Raw genomic sequence first — 15546 nt, forward strand, 5'->3', positions numbered from 1 at the left:
GGAGGCGACGCGGAGCGTCGTCGACCGACGACAACGCCGCGAGCGTGCGTGCCAGGCCCCGCGAGCCCGGCCTGATCCAAACGACAAGCCCTAGCCCCTGGTCCGCCCCAGGGGTGCGCACTCGACGGGAGCCCGTCGTCACTCCGCGCGCACCGACTCCGCGATCGACTCGCCGACCGCCACCACCGCGTCCGTGAGCAGCGCCATCGCCGCGTCCATCGACTGCGAGCGGTCGGCCTGCCACGCGACGAACGCGCCGTCGAAGCCGGAGACCGCGAACCGGTCGAGCCGGTCGGCCACGGCCTGCGCCGCCTCGGGACCGTACGCGGCGAACGAGTCGGCGATCATGCGGTTCATGATCACGGTGCCGTCCCGCCGCACCCGCTCGATGATCCGGTCGACCTCCGCCGCCTCCGCCTCGTCCGACGCCTCCGCGTTCATCAGCAGGATCAGGTGCAGCCGCAGGAAGTCCGGATTGGCGAGGAAGACCTCGCCGGTGCGCCGCAGGTACCAGCCGAGGCGGTCGCGGGCGCCGCCCTCGCGCGGGCTTTCGCGCCGTGTGACAGTCACCACGATTGGACCGATCGGTCCAATCCTGGAACGAACAGGGAGGCCGCCCATGCGCCAACAGTTCGACGCGGACGTCGCCGTCATCGGGTACGGCCCCACCGGAGTCATCGCCGCACTCAGCCTCGCCCAGCAGGGCGCGCAGGTGCTCGCCCTCGAACGGGACCGGGACATCTATCCGCGGGCGCGGGCCGTCACCGTCAACGACTGGACGATGCGGATCTTCCAGAACCTGGGCATCGGCGAGCGCGTCGAGAAGGTGATCGACCCGCAGCGCGCCCTGCGCTGGGTGACGTACGAGGGCGACGAGGTGATGCGCGTCGAGCATCCGCCCTCCGCGCTCGGCGCGGGCTCGCGCTGCTACAACATCTACCAGCCGGTCATGGAGAGCGAGCTGCGCTCCTGCGCCCAGGAGCGCGAGGACCTGATCACCGTGCGCTACGGCGCCGAGGTCACCGAGATCGAGCAGGACGACTCCGGTGTCACGGTCACCACCACCGACACGGACACCGGCGAGGTCCGCACGTACCGCACCCGGTACGCGATCGCCGCGGACGGCGGCAGCAGCCGGCAGCCGGACCCGGCAGCGCCTGGGCATCCAGCTGCTCGGTGACACCAAGCAAGTCACGTGGGTCGTCATCGACTGCCGGGTCGAGCGCTGGTGGCCCGATCGCGACTTCCTCACCTTCTGGACCGACAAGGACCGGCCGGTTGTCGACATCGCGCTGTCCGCGGGCAACCACCGCTGGGAGATCCCGCTCAAACCCGGCGAGACCGAGGCCGACTTCCCCACCAGCGCCGAGGTGTGGCCGCTTCTCGACGCGTTGGGCGTCAGCACGGAAGACGTCGACATCCACCAGCACGCCTTCTACCGGCACCACGTACGCATGGCCGACACCTGGCGCCGCGGCCGCGTCTTCCTCGCCGGCGACGCGGCCTGCCGCCGGCGTTCGGCGGCGGGACCGCCCCGGTCGTGGCTTACTCGGACCCGACGCCGGGCACCCGCGCGCTGACGGAGCACATGACCAGGGCCGTCGCCTACTCCAGCAACCTCTTCATCCGCGACTCCGGCATCCGGGACCCCACCACGCTCGTCGACGTGCACGAGATCCAACTCCCGGACGTCGGCGCCGACTTCACGAACACCGCGCCCATGATGCGGCCGTTCCCGGTGATGAGCGACGACCGGGTGGAGGTCAGCGCGGTCCTCGTGCCGCACGGCCCGGTGTTCCCTTCCTTCGCGTACCGCTTCGACACCGAGTACGGATCGGTCACGTTCTCCGGCGACACCACCCACACCCCCAACATGCCCGCCCTCGCCCGGGACACCGACCTGCTCGTGCACGAGGCGATCAACCTGCGGGGCGCCGAACTGTCGCCCGCCCTGCGCAGCCACATGCTGGAGTCGCACGTCGAGGTGCAGAAAGTGGGCGCCGTAGCGGAGGAGTCCGGCGCGAGGCGCCTCGCCCTGAGCCACCTCATCGACCTCGCCCGCGACCCCCTCGACGTACGGCAATGGCAGCGCTGGGCCCAACAGGGCTACGGCGGCCGCGTGCTCGTCGGCACCGACCTACGGCGCATCACGGTGAAATGACGCGGCGACAGGCCGCGGAGAGGGGGGTGAAACCCGGCGTCTTGCGTTGATCCATTACCCCAACAGCAGGAGTTCGTTGGACTGGGTGACCGTTTCCCCCTCTTCCAGGAGTCACCCGCCCATGCCTGAGGAATTCGTACGCCGGTTGCATTTCAAAGGGTTCGCCTATGAGTGCCGTGTCGTCGAGAACCCCGCTCCCCGGACGGAGCCCATCGTGTTGCTGGGGGGCTCTTTCCAGGACATGTACGCCTTCCGCCGCCTGGAGAAGCCATGGACGGAGGTTGCGACGGTCATCACCGTCGACTTCCCCGGCTCGGGCAACGCGGACGATCTGCCCGCGGAGTACGGCTTCGACTTCCTCACCGAGGTGCTTGGCGATCTGCTCGGGCAGTTGGAGCTGGACACCGTCAACCTGTTCGCCGCCTCCTACGGCGTTCCCATCGCGTACCGGCTGGCCCAACGGCGTCCCGAGCGCGTCAAGCGCCTGATGCTCGCCGGGGCTTCCGTCGAGTACCCGGCCGAGTGCCGGACGGCGCTGCGGGCCATGGTCGACAGCCTCGCCGCCGGTGACGTCTCGAGCGCCTACGGCCGGGTGACGGTGGAGGCGCTCATGGCGCACCCGGACCGTCCCGTCCGCAAGCGCGCCGTCACGGCCCGCCTGCTGGCGTGCACGATGAGCGCCATCACCGAGGCCGACGTGCCCCGGCATCTCGCCATCCTGGAGCGGGTCCTGGCCACTCCCGGCCTTCCGCCCGGCGGCATCCCCGACGTACCGGCCCTGTGCTTCACCGGCGAGTTCGACGAGTTCTCCACCCCCGACCGCGTGCGCGAGGTTGCCGCAACGATTCAGCAGGGGCAGTTCTCCCTGATCCGCGAGGCCGACCACCTGCCCAATCTCGAACGGGGCAAGGAGTTCTCCCGGCTCATCGCCGACTACTTCACCGACCAGCCGATCGAGACGCTCGACTTCCTGACCGAGGTCGAACGTCCGGCTCTCGACAGGGTGCCCGTCGGCGCGGCGTCGTAGCGCGGTTGCTCGTCACTGCGACCCCGCGGCGACCAGCGTCTCGGTGAGGGGTTCGAGCTGCGCGACCAGTTCGTCGAGCTCCTCGGGCGGGAGGGCTTCGTAGGGCGGAGCGGCGAGTTCGTCGGTCAGGGCTTCGATGCGCCGCTTGGTCGCGCGGCCGGCGTCGGTGAACCTGCCTTCGGCGTCGACGAGCCCGCGCTCGCGCAAGCCGTCCATGACCGCGGCCAGGCGGTCCTTCGGCAGATGCTGGATGCGCCCGAACGACTCCGGCGGATGGATGCCCATGTCCAGCGCCGAGAGCACATGCGCCTCCGTACCGCCGATCCGCGCTCCGAGGAGAGCGGCGATGTGCCCGTCGGCCCGGTGCTCGCGCAGCATGGTCGCGGAATGCCACAGCCGTGCGACCGGGTCCTCGGGCACCGGAAGGCCGCGCATCCCGGCGTACATGAACCGGCCCGCCGTCGACGCGCTCGTCGCGGCCTTCGTGGTCAGGTCGGCGGCGCGCGCGACGCCTGGCGAGCCGGCCGCCTCGGCGCCGAGGATCCGCCGCAGCGAGGCCGCGCTGCCCCGCTCCCGCGCGGCGACGGACGCCTCGGGCGGGATCGTCTCCCACGCGCTGGGGATGTGCCGCGCGGCCTCCCCCTCGGCGAAGCTGTAGAAGGCGGCGTGCACGACCTCGGCCGGCACCCGCCCCAGGGGCGCGGCGCGACTGGCGAAGTAGCCGTCCCAATAGGTGCGGTGGCCGAGCGCGGCCAGTTCCTGATTGCACTCGTCCGCGAAGTAGGTGACCAGGCAGATCGGCTCCAGGAGCTCGAACATCCGACGTGCGGTGTGCGTCATGGCCCCCATCATGCCCGCGGTCGCGGACACGCACCGGCCGCTTCCCGCGCGCGGCTGAGTCGGTCGCGGGCTACCGCACCCAATTTCGCTACAGCCGTTGCGTAAAGGCCCCGGTCTTCGTACGCTCCAATTACGAAACGGCAGTAGCGTAAAGACTGGGGCGGTGCAGGGCATGGCACAGCGAGGGCGGCCACGGAACGCCGAGGCCGACGAGCGGATTCTGCGGACGGCGCGGGACCAGCTCCTGGAGCACGGCTACGCGGGCTTCGTCGTGGACAAGGTCGCCGAACAGGCGGACGTGGCCAAGACGACCCTGTACCGGCGCTGGCCCACCAAGGACCATCTGGCCGTCGCGGTCGTCGCCCGGATGCAGGACGACGTGGCCGTCCCGGACACCGGGGATGTGCGCGCCGACCTCACCGCCTACGCGGAGCAGATCGCCCTCGGGCTCAACAGCATGCGGCGCGCGGGACGGCAGGGCGAGCCCGACGACCTCTCCGCCGGTGTGGTGGCCGAGCTGGTCGCCGCGGCCGCCCGGCACCCCGACATCGGTGTGCTGGTCCGCGACGTCTTCACCCGGCGCAACCAGGTCGTCCTGGGACTGATCGACCGCGCCCGGCTCCGCGGCGAGCTGCACTCCTCCACCGACTCCGGCCTGCTGTTCGACCAGCTCGCGGGGGCCCTGTACTACCGGCTGCTCATCACCGGCCGGCCGATCGACCGTGCGTATGCCGAACGACTCGTGAGCGCCGCCCTGCGCGGCGCGCTACCGCTCAGGGAGAGTTGATGACCGCATTACTGGAAGCCCCGATACGCCCGCGCGGGACCCGTCCCCGGCGCCGCCGCCTGGCCGCCGTGCTGGCCTCGCTCCTCGTCCTGCTGGCGATCTACACCGGCTGGACCAACGCCCGCCCGTACCAGCTGAGTTCGTCGATCGAGCTGGAGGCGACGCCCGACGAGGTCTGGCGGGTGCTGTCCGATCTGCGGGCCTACGACGAGTGGAACCCGTTCATCGTCTCCGCGAGCGGCGCGCTGCGGAAGGACGCCACGCTGCGGCTGGTCCTGCGCGACAGGACCGGGGACACCACGTTCACGCCCACCGTGCTGGCCGCCGACGCGGGCCGGGAGCTGCGCTGGCTCGGCCGGATCGGCCCCGGCCTCGTCTTCGACGGCGAACACCGCTTCCGCATCGACAAGGTGGGCGGCCACCGGGTCAGGCTGACGCAGAGCGAGAGCTTCAGCGGCGTGGCGGTTCCCTTCGTCCGGAGCACGCTGGAGTCCAACACCCTGCCGCAGTTCCGCGCAATGAACCGGGCCCTGGCCGACCGTCTGGCCGAGGTCAGGGCCTCCTGAAACCGGCCGTCCGACCTCGGCCGCCCGAAGCGGGCCGGAGTCAGCCGCCCCTGCGCACCCGCGCCGCCTTGCGCGCCTCCGCGAGCTTGCGGGCCTCCGCGAGCTTGCGGGCCTCGTTGGTCTTGCGCGAGCCGCGGCCGCCCGAGCCGGTTCCGGAACCCGTCCCGGTTCCGGAACCGCTCTTCGGGTTCTTGCTGCTGCCAAGGCCGCGGAACGGGGTGTTCTCGTTCTTGGGGCGCTGGGCGGGGCCGCCGTCGAGGGGCTTGCCCGAGGGGGCCTTGGCGCCGGTGATGCGGCTCAGCTCCGCCTCCCCTGACCGCACCTTGGTGACCTTGGCCCTGACATCGGCGTCCGCCATCACCTGGCTCGTCTCGCGTCGCTGCCCCGACAGGACGAGGGAGACGACCGTGCCGGAGCGGCCGGCGCGGGCGGTGCGCCCCGCGCGGTGCAGGTAGTCCTTGGGATCGGTCGCCGGGTCCACGTTGACCACGAGGTCGAGGTCGTCGACGTGCAGACCGCGCGCGGCGACGTTCGTCGCCACCAGCGCGGTGATCTCGCCGTTCTTGAACTGGGCCAGGGTCCGGGTGCGCTGCGGCTGCGCCTTCCCGCTGTGCAGCGCGGCGGCGGCCACCCCGCTGGCCCGCAGGTGCTTGGTGAGCTGGTCGACGCCGTGCTTGGTGTCGAGGAAGAGCAGCACACGGCCGTCCCGGGCGGCGATCTCCGTGGCCACGGACCACCGGTCGGGGCCGTGCACGACGAGGACGTGGTGCTCGATCGTGGATACCGAGCTGGACGAGGGATCCACGGAGTGCTCGGCCGGGTCGCGCAGGTAGCGCTGCACCAGCTGGTCGACGTCGGCGTCGAGGGTCGCGGAGAACAGCATCCGCTGGCCGTCGGTGCGCACCTGGTCCAGGATCTCGGTGACCTGCGGCAGGAAGCCCATGTCGCACATCTGGTCGGCCTCGTCCAGGACCGTGATGCGCACCCGGCCCAGGCGGCAGCCCTTGCGGTCGATCAGGTCGTGCAGCCGGCCCGGAGTGGCGATGACGACCTCTGCACCATCGCGCAGCGCGGCGGACTGGCGGCTGATGGACACGCCGCCCACCACGGTCGCGAGTCGCAGCCGCAGCGCCTCGGCATACGGGGTGAGCGCCTCGGCCACCTGCTGCGCCAGCTCGCGGGTGGGGACCAGCACGAGGGCGAGCGGCTCCTTGGGCTGCGCGCGCCGCCCGGCCGTCCGGGCGAGCAGCCCCAGGCCGAAGGCGAGCGTCTTGCCGGAACCGGTGCGGCCCCGGCCGAGGACGTCGCGCCCCGCCAGCGCGTTCGGCAGCGCCGCCGCCTGGATGGGGAAGGGCTTCCTCACGCCGTGCTCGTCGAGCGTGCGCAGCACCGCGGCCGGCAGGTCCAGGTCCGCGAAGGACGCCACGGGGGCGGTGCCCGGCGCGTCGTCCTGTTGCGGGGCGTAGTCGGCACGTGCTGATTCGCTCACAGAGAGCCTTCCTGCGAAGGGGGACCGTACCGAGGAAGGCGCGGCGGGATGGGTGGCGGCGGCCGACCGACGGTCCCCTGACGGGACACCGGTACAACTGCGCTGCAAACGCTCAACGCTAGCACGGGGCGCCGCACCCTCTTCACTCGTGGCACCGCCGCCCCTCCCCTGCCCGGTTTCAACACCGCTGTCTACTTGCCGAGTTGAAGCGCCGCCACGCACCCGGGGCGGATAGGGTCGCCGAAAGGTGGGTGGGACACGACGGGGGGATCGCGTTGGATCACCTGACTGAAGCGGGGCCGGAGCGTGGCCGTCACGACCAGGCGGTTTCCGGACCTCCTGCGGTGCTGCCCGGAGCGCTGCGCGCCTGGCTCGGGTTCGTGGCGGCGCTCTCCGCGCTCGTCGTCGCCGCGATCGGGGTCATGTACGCGGGGCACAGCGAGTCCGGCCGGGTGGACCGGTGGTTCGTCCTGCCGACGGACGACAGTGTGCGGCCGCCGTGGCGGGGCGTCGCGCTGACCGTCGACTTCCTGGGCGAACCGGTGGGCGCGGCGGTGCTGGTCGTGGCCGCCGTGGCGTGGTGTCTGGTGCTGCGCCGGCCGCGCGCGGCGGTGTTCGTGGTCGCCGCGGTCGTCCTGACCGTGGGGGCGGGGACCGTCGTCAAGTCGGTGGTGGGACGCACCATCCACGGTCCGGACAACCTGTCCTGTCCGAGCGGGCACACCGCCTTCCTCACCGCGCTCGCCCTCGCGGTGGCGCTGGTCGCGGCAGGGCGGCTGGGGCTCGGCAGAGCGGCCGGCGCGTCGCTCGTGTTCGGCGCGGGCCTGGCCGCCGGCGCCGTCATGGGCTGGGCGGAGGTCGCCCTGAGCGCGCACTACCCGACGGACGCGGTCGGCGGCTGGTGCCTCGCCCTCGCGGTGGTGCCGGCCACCGCGTGGCTGGTCGACCGGGTCTCGGACGCCGGCCGACCAGCTCGCCGCTGAAGGCGGCGCCGACCTCAGACCAGGCGGCGGAAGACCGGCTTGACCGGCCGTCCCGCCAGCCACGGCGTGGGGTCACCGGCGTCCAGCGCCTTGCGGTACACCGCGCACGCCTCGGCCACCACGTCGATCGTGCGGTCGATGTCGGCGTCGCCGAGCGCGCTGCTCACCACGAACGACGGGGCGAGGACGCCGCCCATGAGGAGGCGGCGCAGGAACAGCGTGCGGTACAGCTGCGAGGGCTGCCCGTTCTCGTCGAGGGTGGCGAAGACCAGGTTGCTGGACCGGCCCTTGACGAGGACGTTCTCGCCGACGCCCATGCTCGACGCCGCCTCGCGCACCCCTGCGGTCAGGCGCTCCCCGAGGGTGTGCAGGCGCGCGCTGATGCCCTCCTCCACGTAGGTGCTCTGGACGGCCATGGCGGCCGCCAGGCAGTGGGTCTCCGCGCCGTGGGTCGTGGAGAGCAGGAAGACCCGCTCGCCGCGGTGGCGCAGCCCGCCGTGCTCCATCAGTTCGCGGCGACCGGCGAGCGCCGAGACGGCGAAGCCGTTGCCCAGCGCCTTGCCGAACGTGGAGAGGTCCGGGACGACCCCGTACAGGCCCTGGGCGCCGGCCTCCGACCAGCGCAGGCCGGTGATCATCTCGTCGAAGATCAGTACGCAGCCGTGCCGGTCGGCCAGCTCCCGCAGCCCTTCGAGGTAGCCGGGCGGCGGTTCGCTGTGGGCCGCCGGTTCGAGGATCAGGCAGGCGACGTCGTCCGCGTACCGGGCGAGGAGTGCCTCCGTCGCGGCGAGGTCCCCGTACGGGAACGACACCGTGAGTTCGGTGGTCGCCGTCGGGATGCCCGCCGGCATGGGCGTGGTGCCGATGAACCAGTCGTCCGTGGAGAAGAACGGGTGGTCGGCGCAGATGGCGACGCGGCTGCGCCCCGTGACGGCGCGCGCCAGGCGCACGGCGGCGGTGGTGACGTCGGAGCCGTTCTTCGCGAACTTCACCATGTCGGCGGTCGGCACGGTGGCCAGGAAGCGTTCGGCCGCCTGGACCTCCACGATGGACGGCCGCACGAAGTTGCTGCCGCGGTCGATCTCTCTGCGGACCGCCTCGTTCACGCGCGGGTGGGCGTGGCCGAGGCTGACCGAGCGCAGTCCGGAGCCGTATTCGATGTAGCGGTTGCCGTCGATGTCCCACACATGGGCGCCGCGGCCGTGGCTGATGACCGGGGCGAGGTGCTCGGGGTACTGGTCGTCGCCCTTGGCGTAGGTGTGCGCGCCGCCGGGGATCATGGCGTGCAGCCGGTCGTTGGCCGACCGCGACCGGGGCAGCTGGAACTCGTCGGCGTCCGACATGTCGACCGTTCGTGTCGTGTGTGTCGTGTGTGATGTGTTGTCGATGGGCACGCCGGCCTCAACTCCCCTGCTGCTTCAGGACCTCGGCGAGGCTCGGCGCCTCCCGGTCCCGCTTGGACATCGAGGTGGTCGGCAGCGGCCACGGAATGGCGAGCTCCGGGTCGTCGAACGCGATCGTCACGTCCTCGGAGGGGTCGTGCGGGCGGTCGATGCGGTACGAGGTGTCGGCGGTCTCGGTCAGCGCCTGGAAACCGTGCGCGCACCCCGCCGGGATGTAGAGCGTGACCTGCGTGTCGCCGGACAGTTCGAACGTGGCGCGGTTGCGGTACGTCGAGGAGTCCGGCCGCAGGTCCACGACGACGTCGAAGATCTTCCCGTGCGAGCAGCGCACCAGTTTGGCCTCGCCGTCGCCGGAGCGCAGGTGCATGCCGCGCAGCACGCCGCGCACCGAGCGGGACACGCTGTCCTGGACGAAGGCGGCCGGGTCGAGGCCCACCGAGCGGAGCACGTCGGCGTCGAAGGTGCGGCAGAAGAAGCCGCGTTCGTCGGCGTGCGGCGTGGGTTCGAGCAGGAACGCCCCGGCGATCTCCGGGACTTCGGTCAGTTTCATCGATTCCCCCGAGGTGTGCGGGTCTGGCCGGTGGCCGGGAACAGGGTGTCGGTCAACGCGTTGAACTGGTGGGTGAGGTGCTGCGTGGCGGCCTTGTTGCGCTCACCGAGCGTCTGTCGCAGCTCCGCCGAGTGCTTCTCCAACTCCCGGAACTGCTCCAGGAGCCGGTCGGCGTCGACCTCGCGCGCCGGGTGGCAGTACGCGCCGAGGCCCATCCGTTCCATGAGCGCCTCGCTCTTCGCCGCATAGGTGAGGGCGAGGGTGGGGGTGCCGGACTTCAGGGCACAGATCAGGTTGTGGTAGCGGGTGGCGACCACGGTGTCGGCGGCCGCGGTCTCCTTCATCAGGTCGGCGAGGGAGGCCGTCTCGGCGGCGGTGACCAGCGGCGAGTCGACCGCGGCGAGGATCGCCTCGACGACCGTCGCGTCGCAGTCGTCGCCGGTGAGGAGCCGGACCCGCCTGCCGTCCTCGACGAGTGCCCGGACGAACCGGGTCGTTCCTTCAAGGTAGCGCCGGTGGATCCGCTCGGCGTGCGCCCGGTCGTCGTTGCCGCCGTGGAAGTCCATGACGCCGACGCAGACCGTGCCCTCGACGGCCGTTGCCTCGGGCACCGGCAGGGCGAACGCCAGGTCCGGGTAGACCGCGTCGCGCGCGGTGTTCACGCCCATCGCGCGCATGGCGTCACGGGACTGGGTGTCGCGGTACGAGCGGTAGGCGGCGAGCCGCGCCGCCCAGCGGACCAGCACCCGGGTCGGCCGGACCCGGATCTCGGCGGCTCCCACGCTGACCAGTGCCACCTTCGTGCCGAACAGCCGGCCGCTCGCGCACAGCAGGAACAGGGAGTACGGGAAGCCCCACGGCCGCAGCGGCAAGGTGGCCTCCAGGACGCCCATGCCGGGCACGATCACCACGTCGTGCCGGCGCACCCAGGCGGCGGTGCGGACGACGTCGACGAGTTTGCCGAGGCCCTTCGTCGTGAGCGCGCCCGCGCGCGACGCGGTCCGGTACTCGCCGCGGTTCCAGTGCAGCCGTGTCGCAGGGATCCCATAGCGGGCGGTGACGATGTCGGGGCCGCCGCACAGCGCGTCCACGGGCGCGTCCGGGTGCTCGGCGCGCAGGTGGCCGAGGACGGCCTCCAGGGAGCCGTCGTTGCCGAGGTTGCCGGAGCCGAGCAGGCCGAACACCCCGACGCGTGGCCCGGTGTTCATCGGCGCCGCCCCTCGCGGCCCGCGACGATGTCGTCGATGGAGACGTCCGTCTGGGCGGGGTCGACCGGCGCCCGGTCCTCGACCCGCTCCCCCGCTCCCGGCCGGGCGCGGCTGGTCGCCCAGGACGCCAAGTGCCGGTAGCACGCCGCCCGTTCGGCCGAGGACAGCGGTGCCCGCCGGATCGCCGAGACGAAGCCCAGGACGTACTCGGCGAGCAACCGGGGCGTCGGATGCAGCACGCCCGCCCGGCGCGGGTCGAGGTTGACGCAGCGGGAGCGCTTGGACGGGTTGGCCCGCTCGGCGCGGGTGGGGTGGTCGCGGCGGAAGTAGAGCAGCTCGGGCACCTGGTGGAAGGGGCCGTGCAGGCCGATCTCGGCGACGAACGTGCGGTCGGCGTGGTGGTAGCTGTCGTGCGGCTTCACCTTGCGCAGCACGTCGGCCCGGATCACACCGTAGAAGTCGTCGCCGCCGGGCTCGAACAGCATGCTGCGGAAGCGCTCGGGCGCACGCGGCGAGTCGGTGTTCAGCGTGTACGTGTAGGGGACCTTGACCTTGCCGTCCTCGTCGATGACGGCCTGGTCGGCGTGGGCGAGGATCACCTCGGGGTGCTCGTCGAGCGCGCGCACGCAGCGGCGCAACAGGTCGCGGGCGTACAGGTCGTCGTGCGAGGCCCATTTGAAGAGTTCGCCGTGGCACTGGGTGAACACGTAGTTGTGGTTGGGGGCGGCGCCGATGTTGCGGGGCAGCCGGATGTAGCGGATGCGTGGGTCGCGCCCCGCGTAGTCGCGGCAGATGTCCGCGGTCCCGTCGGTCGAGGCGTTGTCGGTGATGACCAGCTCGAAGTCCTCGTAGGTCTGGCCGAGCAGCGCGTCGAGGGACTCGGCGAGGTACTCCTCCCCGTTGTAGACGGGCAGGCCGATGCTCAGTCGGGGGTGGGCGCTCATGTGGTCCTCGCTTCGGGGGTGGGGTTGTGGTGGTGCTCGCGCAGCGCGTACCTCAGGTGCAGCCACCACACGGCGGAGCCGGTGACGGTCGCGGCGGCGACACCCCAGGCGGAGCCGACCGTGCCGCCCGCGGCCGCGCCGCCGAGCCCGCCGCCGACGTAGCAGGCGGAGGCGAACAGTTGGGAGCGCAGGCTGAGCCGGGCCGCGCCGAGCGCGCGCAGTCCGGCGGCGGCGCCGGTGCCGAGACCCGCGCCCGCGACGCCGAGGGTGACCGGCACGATGAGCTGGGAGGCGGAGCTCCAGACGTCGCCGAGCACCAGCTCCCCGGCCCGGTCGGGCACCAGGAGCAGCGCCCCGCCCCACAACAGCGCGGCGACGGCCTGTCCGCCGCCGAGCATGAGGCAGAAGGTGCCCAGGCGGTGCGGGGCCCGCCGCAGCACGCGGGCCGCTTCCGCGACGGTGACCAGCGAGAGCCCCATCAGGACAGCCATGAACGGGCCGAGCAGCAGCTCGGCGCCGCGGACCACGCCGACCGCTCCGACACCGACGATCACGCCGAGCCCGTACGCCCTCAGCTGGCTGCCGCCGCTGTTGCTGACGTTCTCGAGGAGGTAGCGGGTGCCGAGGTCGCGGTGCTCGCGCAGCCAGGTGCGCGCTCCGGTGAGCCGGGGCGCGATGCCGGACTGGAAGCAGCCGTACGCGGCGGCGACCGCGGCGGAGCCGCCCCAGGCGAGCACGAAGGCGGCCACGCCGCCCACGCGGGCCGCCACCACCAGGGCGGGGACGAGGGCGACGCACCACACGATGTCGTTGACGAACGCCTTGCGGCCGGCGCCCGCGGCGAAGAAGGCGAACCGCCAGGAGTCCTGCAGCAGCAGTCCGGGCAGGACGATGCCGAGGCAGACGAAGGCGGGCCCGATGCGGTCGCCGAGCGCGAGGCCGAGCACCACCGACGCCGCGCCGAGCGCGGTGCCGACGCCGAGTGCGGTGCCCGAGCAGCGGGCGACGGCGCCGCGCCAGGACTCCTGCGCCACCCCGCTGAAGCGCACCATCAGCGGGTCGGTGGCCAGTCCCCGGGAGACGTTGAGCACGACACCGTACGTCACCCAGGCCAGGCTGAACACGCCGAACGCGGTCACGCCCAATGACCGCGCCACGTAGATGCCCACCGCGAAGTTGGACACGCTGGAGGCCGCCTGGTCGGCGAGGCCCCAGGACAGCCGGCCGGCGAGGGCGCGCCTGGCGGACGGCGCCCCCTTCCGCGAATTCCCCTCCTCGGTGGTCATCGACGTCATGCCTTGACCAGCCCTGCGGCGCCCAGGGCGTCGGCCGCGTCGGCGACGGTGCCGAACGGCAGCCCGGACCGCTCGGCGATGTCGAGCAGGCTGTGCTCGCCGTCGGACAGGTTGAGCACCCAGAGCATCGCCATCTGGGCCTGCTTGGTGTCGCTGCGCCCGCCGAGCGCGTCGTACAGCCCGCGCCTGCCCAACTGCGGCTCCCCATACGGGCTTTGGTTGAGGTAGCTCCGGTTGCGGTCCAGGACGGCGAACGCCTCGCGGCAGACGGCGAGGGTGTCCGCCATCGCCTCCGGGGAGACGAGGTCCAGGTTGTCCGCCGAGGTGTGGTACTCGGGGTATCCGGCGTACGGGGTGCGGGTCAGCGAGCCCACGCCGAGGTCGAATCCGGGCGAGCAGTACTGCCGCTCGTCGTACCCGTACGGCGTGAACTCCTTGATCTCGTGCGGCCGTTCGGACACGGCCAGCACGTGCCGCAGCACGCGGTCGATCTCGGCGTCGCCGCGCCTGCTCCGCTTGTACGTGAGGTTCCCCCGGTCGCCCGCGCACGCGAGCACGAGGCCGTGCTTCACATGCGCCACGCGTTCCTTGTTGCGGGCGAGCCAGGTGATCGCGCCGACGGTGCCGGGCGCGAAGATGAACCGGTACGTGTAGTACGGCGTCTGCTCGGCCAGCGCGCGGGCCAGGTAGGTGGCCACCGCGATGCCCGCCAGGTTGTCATTGGCGAGCGAGGGGTGGCACACGTGACAGGAGACGATCACCTCGTCGGGGACCCGGCCCGGCACGACGTGCTCGGCGTAGGTGAGGTGGCCGTCCTCCAAGGTGGAGTCCACGCACACCTCGTACTCGCCGTCCGGCAGCGCGTCCAGGGTGTTCTGGGCCAGACAGAATCCCCAGTCCGGCTTGTAGTAACTGGTGCGGTACGGCACCAGATCCGGCTGCTCGGGCAGGGTGTGCAGATGGGAGCGCAGCTCGGACAGCGGCATCGTCGCCGACACCGGGACGCTGTAGCCGAGCACGTGCAGGCTGGAGGCCGCGAAGTCGACGACCCGCTTCCCGGACGCGTCGGCGATGTACGCGTCGCGGATGTTCCATTCCTGCGGCACCGTCCAGTCGAGGACCTGGGTGCCGGTCGGCACCTCGTGGACGTCGAGCGGGATGTACTCGCCGACGATCGCGAGGGTGGCGCGCACCCCGTCGCCGGTGATGCTCCGGCAGAGCGGGTACATCCGCTCCACCAGTTCGTGCATCTGCTCACCTGTCGCGGTCACGGGCGCCACCGCAGGGTGTCGTCGACGGCGCCCGTCTCGGAGGCCGCGCGCAGCACGGCGAGGCGGGTGAAGCGGTGATCGAAGGCGTCCTTGGTGAGGCCGAACTTCCGGTAGGCCTCGGCGAGTTCGAGCGCGCCCCGCTTGACCGTCCACTCGCAGTCGAAGCCGGGGATCGCGGCGCGGAAGCGGGCGAAGTCCACGCGGTAGGAGCGCGGGTCGGCGCCGGCCTCCCCCGTGATGCGCACCTTCGCGCCGGTCACCGCCTCGGCGACCTGCTCGGCGATCTCGGCGACGGTGACGTTGTTGGTCTCGCTGCCGATGTTGAACGCCCGGTCGTGGACCGCCTCGCGGGGCGCGTCCAGCGCGGCCGTGAAGGCGCGGGCGATGTCGGCGGCGTGCACGAGCGGGCGCCACGGGGTGCCGTCGGAGAGCACGAGCACCTCGCCGGACAGCAGGGCATGGCCCACCAGGTTGTTCAGCACAATGTCGGCGCGCAGCCTCGGCGAGTAGCCGAAGGCGGTGGCGTTGCGCATGTACACCGGGGTGAAGTCGGCGTCGGCGAGCGCGTGCAGGTCGTCCTCGACGCGCACCTTGGACTCGGCGTAGGGCGTGACGGGGCGCAACGGGGCGTCCTCGCCGACGAGTTCGTCGCCGCCCGCCGCGCCGTACACGGAGCACGTCGACGCGTACAGGAACCGCTTGACGCCGGCCTCGCGGGCGAGCCGGGCCAGGTGGACGGAGGCGTGGTGGTTGATGTCGTAGGTGAGCTCGGGCGCCAGCGAGCCGAGCGGGTCGTTGGAGAGCGCCGCCAGGTGGATCACGGCGTCCACCCCCGCCACGTGCTCGGCGGTGACGTCACGCAGGTCCACCCGGTGCCCCTGCGGGTCGTCGGGGGTCTCGCCGAGGACGCAGTCGGCGAACAGGCCGGAGTCGAGGCCGACGACGTCGTGTCCGGCGGCCTTGAGGACCGGGGCCATCACGGTGCCCAGGTAGCCCTGGTGTCCGGTCAGTAGTACGCGCAA

17 protein-coding genes are annotated in these 15546 nt (G+C 72.1%); 7 read left to right on the plus strand and 10 right to left on the minus strand.

Annotation, left to right across the window (positions count from 1 at the left end):
- Nucleotides 1-138: 138 nt before the first annotated feature.
- A complete protein-coding gene (locus tag ACIA8D_RS35775) occupies nt 139-573 on the minus strand; it encodes a hypothetical protein (protein ID WP_399238529.1) in 435 nt (144 codons plus the stop codon).
- Nucleotides 574-619: 46 nt separating this feature from the next.
- Between ACIA8D_RS35775 and ACIA8D_RS35780 the strand changes: the two genes are divergently transcribed.
- The 4 genes from ACIA8D_RS35780 to ACIA8D_RS35795 all read left to right on the plus strand — a co-directional run bounded on the left by ACIA8D_RS35780 (nt 620) and on the right by ACIA8D_RS35795 (nt 3188).
- Nucleotides 620-1180 (plus strand): FAD-dependent monooxygenase, encoded by a 561-nt coding sequence (locus ACIA8D_RS35780; RefSeq protein ID WP_399238531.1) that lies wholly within the window; start codon nt 620-622, stop codon nt 1178-1180.
- Nucleotides 1170-1580, plus strand: a complete 411-nt coding sequence (locus tag ACIA8D_RS35785; RefSeq protein ID WP_399238644.1) for an FAD-dependent monooxygenase — start codon at nt 1170-1172, stop codon at nt 1578-1580. Before ACIA8D_RS35780 ends, ACIA8D_RS35785 begins: the two co-directional genes overlap by 11 nt.
- Entirely contained in the window at nt 1541-2161 is a 621-nt protein-coding gene (locus tag ACIA8D_RS35790) for a hypothetical protein (protein WP_399238533.1), read from the plus strand. The genes ACIA8D_RS35785 and ACIA8D_RS35790 overlap by 40 nt, the downstream gene beginning before the upstream one ends.
- 214 nt (nt 2162-2375) lie before the next feature.
- Nucleotides 2376-3188, plus strand: a complete 813-nt coding sequence (locus tag ACIA8D_RS35795; protein WP_399238535.1) for an alpha/beta fold hydrolase — start codon at nt 2376-2378, stop codon at nt 3186-3188.
- 12 nt (nt 3189-3200) lie between these two features.
- Here ACIA8D_RS35795 and ACIA8D_RS35800 read toward each other — a convergent pair whose 3' ends face one another.
- On the minus strand, nt 3201-4028 hold the full coding sequence (locus ACIA8D_RS35800) for a MarR family transcriptional regulator (RefSeq protein WP_399238538.1): 828 nt from the start codon (nt 4026-4028) through the stop codon (nt 3201-3203).
- A 172-nt stretch (nt 4029-4200) separates the two neighbouring features.
- Between ACIA8D_RS35800 and ACIA8D_RS35805 the strand changes: the two genes are divergently transcribed.
- Both ACIA8D_RS35805 and ACIA8D_RS35810 read left to right on the plus strand, forming a co-directional pair.
- Nucleotides 4201-4815 carry a TetR/AcrR family transcriptional regulator gene (locus ACIA8D_RS35805; protein ID WP_399238540.1) on the plus strand — a complete coding sequence of 205 codons (615 nt, stop codon included), beginning with the start codon at nt 4201-4203 and terminating at the stop codon, nt 4813-4815.
- A complete protein-coding gene (locus ACIA8D_RS35810; protein WP_399238543.1) occupies nt 4815-5381 on the plus strand; it encodes an SRPBCC family protein in 567 nt (188 codons plus the stop codon). Before ACIA8D_RS35805 ends, ACIA8D_RS35810 begins: the two co-directional genes overlap by 1 nt.
- 40 nt (nt 5382-5421) lie before the next feature.
- Here ACIA8D_RS35810 and ACIA8D_RS35815 read toward each other — a convergent pair whose 3' ends face one another.
- Complete coding sequence (locus ACIA8D_RS35815; protein ID WP_399238545.1) at nt 5422-6870, minus strand: DEAD/DEAH box helicase; 1449 nt, start codon at nt 6868-6870, stop codon at nt 5422-5424.
- Between the two features lie 344 nt (nt 6871-7214).
- On the opposite strand from ACIA8D_RS35815, the gene ACIA8D_RS35820 reads away from it, so the two are divergent.
- Nucleotides 7215-7853, plus strand: a complete 639-nt coding sequence (locus ACIA8D_RS35820) for a phosphatase PAP2 family protein (RefSeq protein ID WP_399238547.1) — start codon at nt 7215-7217, stop codon at nt 7851-7853.
- Nucleotides 7854-7867: 14 nt separating this feature from the next.
- Here ACIA8D_RS35820 and ACIA8D_RS35825 read toward each other — a convergent pair whose 3' ends face one another.
- Genes ACIA8D_RS35825 through ACIA8D_RS35855 form a run of 7 tightly spaced genes read right to left on the minus strand, consistent with a single transcriptional unit; the run spans nt 7868 to nt 15546 of the window.
- Entirely contained in the window at nt 7868-9196 is a 1329-nt protein-coding gene (locus ACIA8D_RS35825) for a glutamate-1-semialdehyde 2,1-aminomutase (RefSeq protein ID WP_399238549.1), read from the minus strand.
- Nucleotides 9197-9254: 58 nt separating this feature from the next.
- Nucleotides 9255-9806 carry a dTDP-4-dehydrorhamnose 3,5-epimerase gene (gene rfbC / locus ACIA8D_RS35830; RefSeq protein WP_399238551.1) on the minus strand — a complete coding sequence of 184 codons (552 nt, stop codon included), beginning with the start codon at nt 9804-9806 and terminating at the stop codon, nt 9255-9257.
- Nucleotides 9803-11014 (minus strand): polysaccharide pyruvyl transferase family protein, encoded by a 1212-nt coding sequence (locus tag ACIA8D_RS35835; protein WP_399238553.1) that lies wholly within the window; start codon nt 11012-11014, stop codon nt 9803-9805. The genes rfbC and ACIA8D_RS35835 overlap by 4 nt, the downstream gene beginning before the upstream one ends.
- The gene (locus tag ACIA8D_RS35840) at nt 11011-11958 is read right to left on the minus strand and encodes a glycosyltransferase family 2 protein (protein WP_399238555.1); all 948 of its coding nucleotides are present in this window, start codon (nt 11956-11958) and stop codon (nt 11011-11013) included. Before ACIA8D_RS35840 ends, ACIA8D_RS35835 begins: the two co-directional genes overlap by 4 nt.
- Nucleotides 11955-13253 carry a hypothetical protein gene (locus ACIA8D_RS35845; RefSeq protein ID WP_399238557.1) on the minus strand — a complete coding sequence of 433 codons (1299 nt, stop codon included), beginning with the start codon at nt 13251-13253 and terminating at the stop codon, nt 11955-11957. Before ACIA8D_RS35845 ends, ACIA8D_RS35840 begins: the two co-directional genes overlap by 4 nt.
- A complete protein-coding gene (locus tag ACIA8D_RS35850) occupies nt 13250-14533 on the minus strand; it encodes a DUF4910 domain-containing protein (RefSeq protein ID WP_399238559.1) in 1284 nt (427 codons plus the stop codon). The genes ACIA8D_RS35845 and ACIA8D_RS35850 overlap by 4 nt, the downstream gene beginning before the upstream one ends.
- A complete protein-coding gene (locus ACIA8D_RS35855; RefSeq protein WP_399238561.1) occupies nt 14521-15546 on the minus strand; it encodes an NAD-dependent epimerase/dehydratase family protein in 1026 nt (341 codons plus the stop codon). The genes ACIA8D_RS35850 and ACIA8D_RS35855 overlap by 13 nt, the downstream gene beginning before the upstream one ends.

Origin of the sequence: Streptomyces sp. NPDC051684 (genome assembly GCF_044453445.1) — a bacterium.
Classification (GTDB): Bacteria; Actinomycetota; Actinomycetes; order Streptomycetales; family Streptomycetaceae; genus Streptomyces.

What these genes read in the sequence shown, in the direction of transcription:
- ACIA8D_RS35780 (WP_399238531.1), top strand. Translation starts at nt 620, where the DNA reads ATGCGCCAACAGTTCGACGCGGACGTCGCCGTCATCGGGTACGGCCCC.
- ACIA8D_RS35800 (WP_399238538.1), bottom strand. Translation starts at nt 4,028, where the DNA reads ATGACGCACACCGCACGTCGGATGTTCGAGCTCCTGGAGCCGATCTGC.
- ACIA8D_RS35805 (WP_399238540.1), top strand. Translation starts at nt 4,201, where the DNA reads ATGGCACAGCGAGGGCGGCCACGGAACGCCGAGGCCGACGAGCGGATT.
- ACIA8D_RS35810 (WP_399238543.1), top strand. Translation starts at nt 4,815, where the DNA reads ATGACCGCATTACTGGAAGCCCCGATACGCCCGCGCGGGACCCGTCCC.
- ACIA8D_RS35825 (WP_399238549.1), bottom strand. Translation starts at nt 9,196, where the DNA reads ATGTCGGACGCCGACGAGTTCCAGCTGCCCCGGTCGCGGTCGGCCAAC.
- rfbC (WP_399238551.1), bottom strand. Translation starts at nt 9,806, where the DNA reads ATGAAACTGACCGAAGTCCCGGAGATCGCCGGGGCGTTCCTGCTCGAA.
- ACIA8D_RS35835 (WP_399238553.1), bottom strand. Translation starts at nt 11,014, where the DNA reads ATGAACACCGGGCCACGCGTCGGGGTGTTCGGCCTGCTCGGCTCCGGC.
- ACIA8D_RS35840 (WP_399238555.1), bottom strand. Translation starts at nt 11,958, where the DNA reads ATGAGCGCCCACCCCCGACTGAGCATCGGCCTGCCCGTCTACAACGGG.
- ACIA8D_RS35845 (WP_399238557.1), bottom strand. Translation starts at nt 13,253, where the DNA reads ATGACGTCGATGACCACCGAGGAGGGGAATTCGCGGAAGGGGGCGCCG.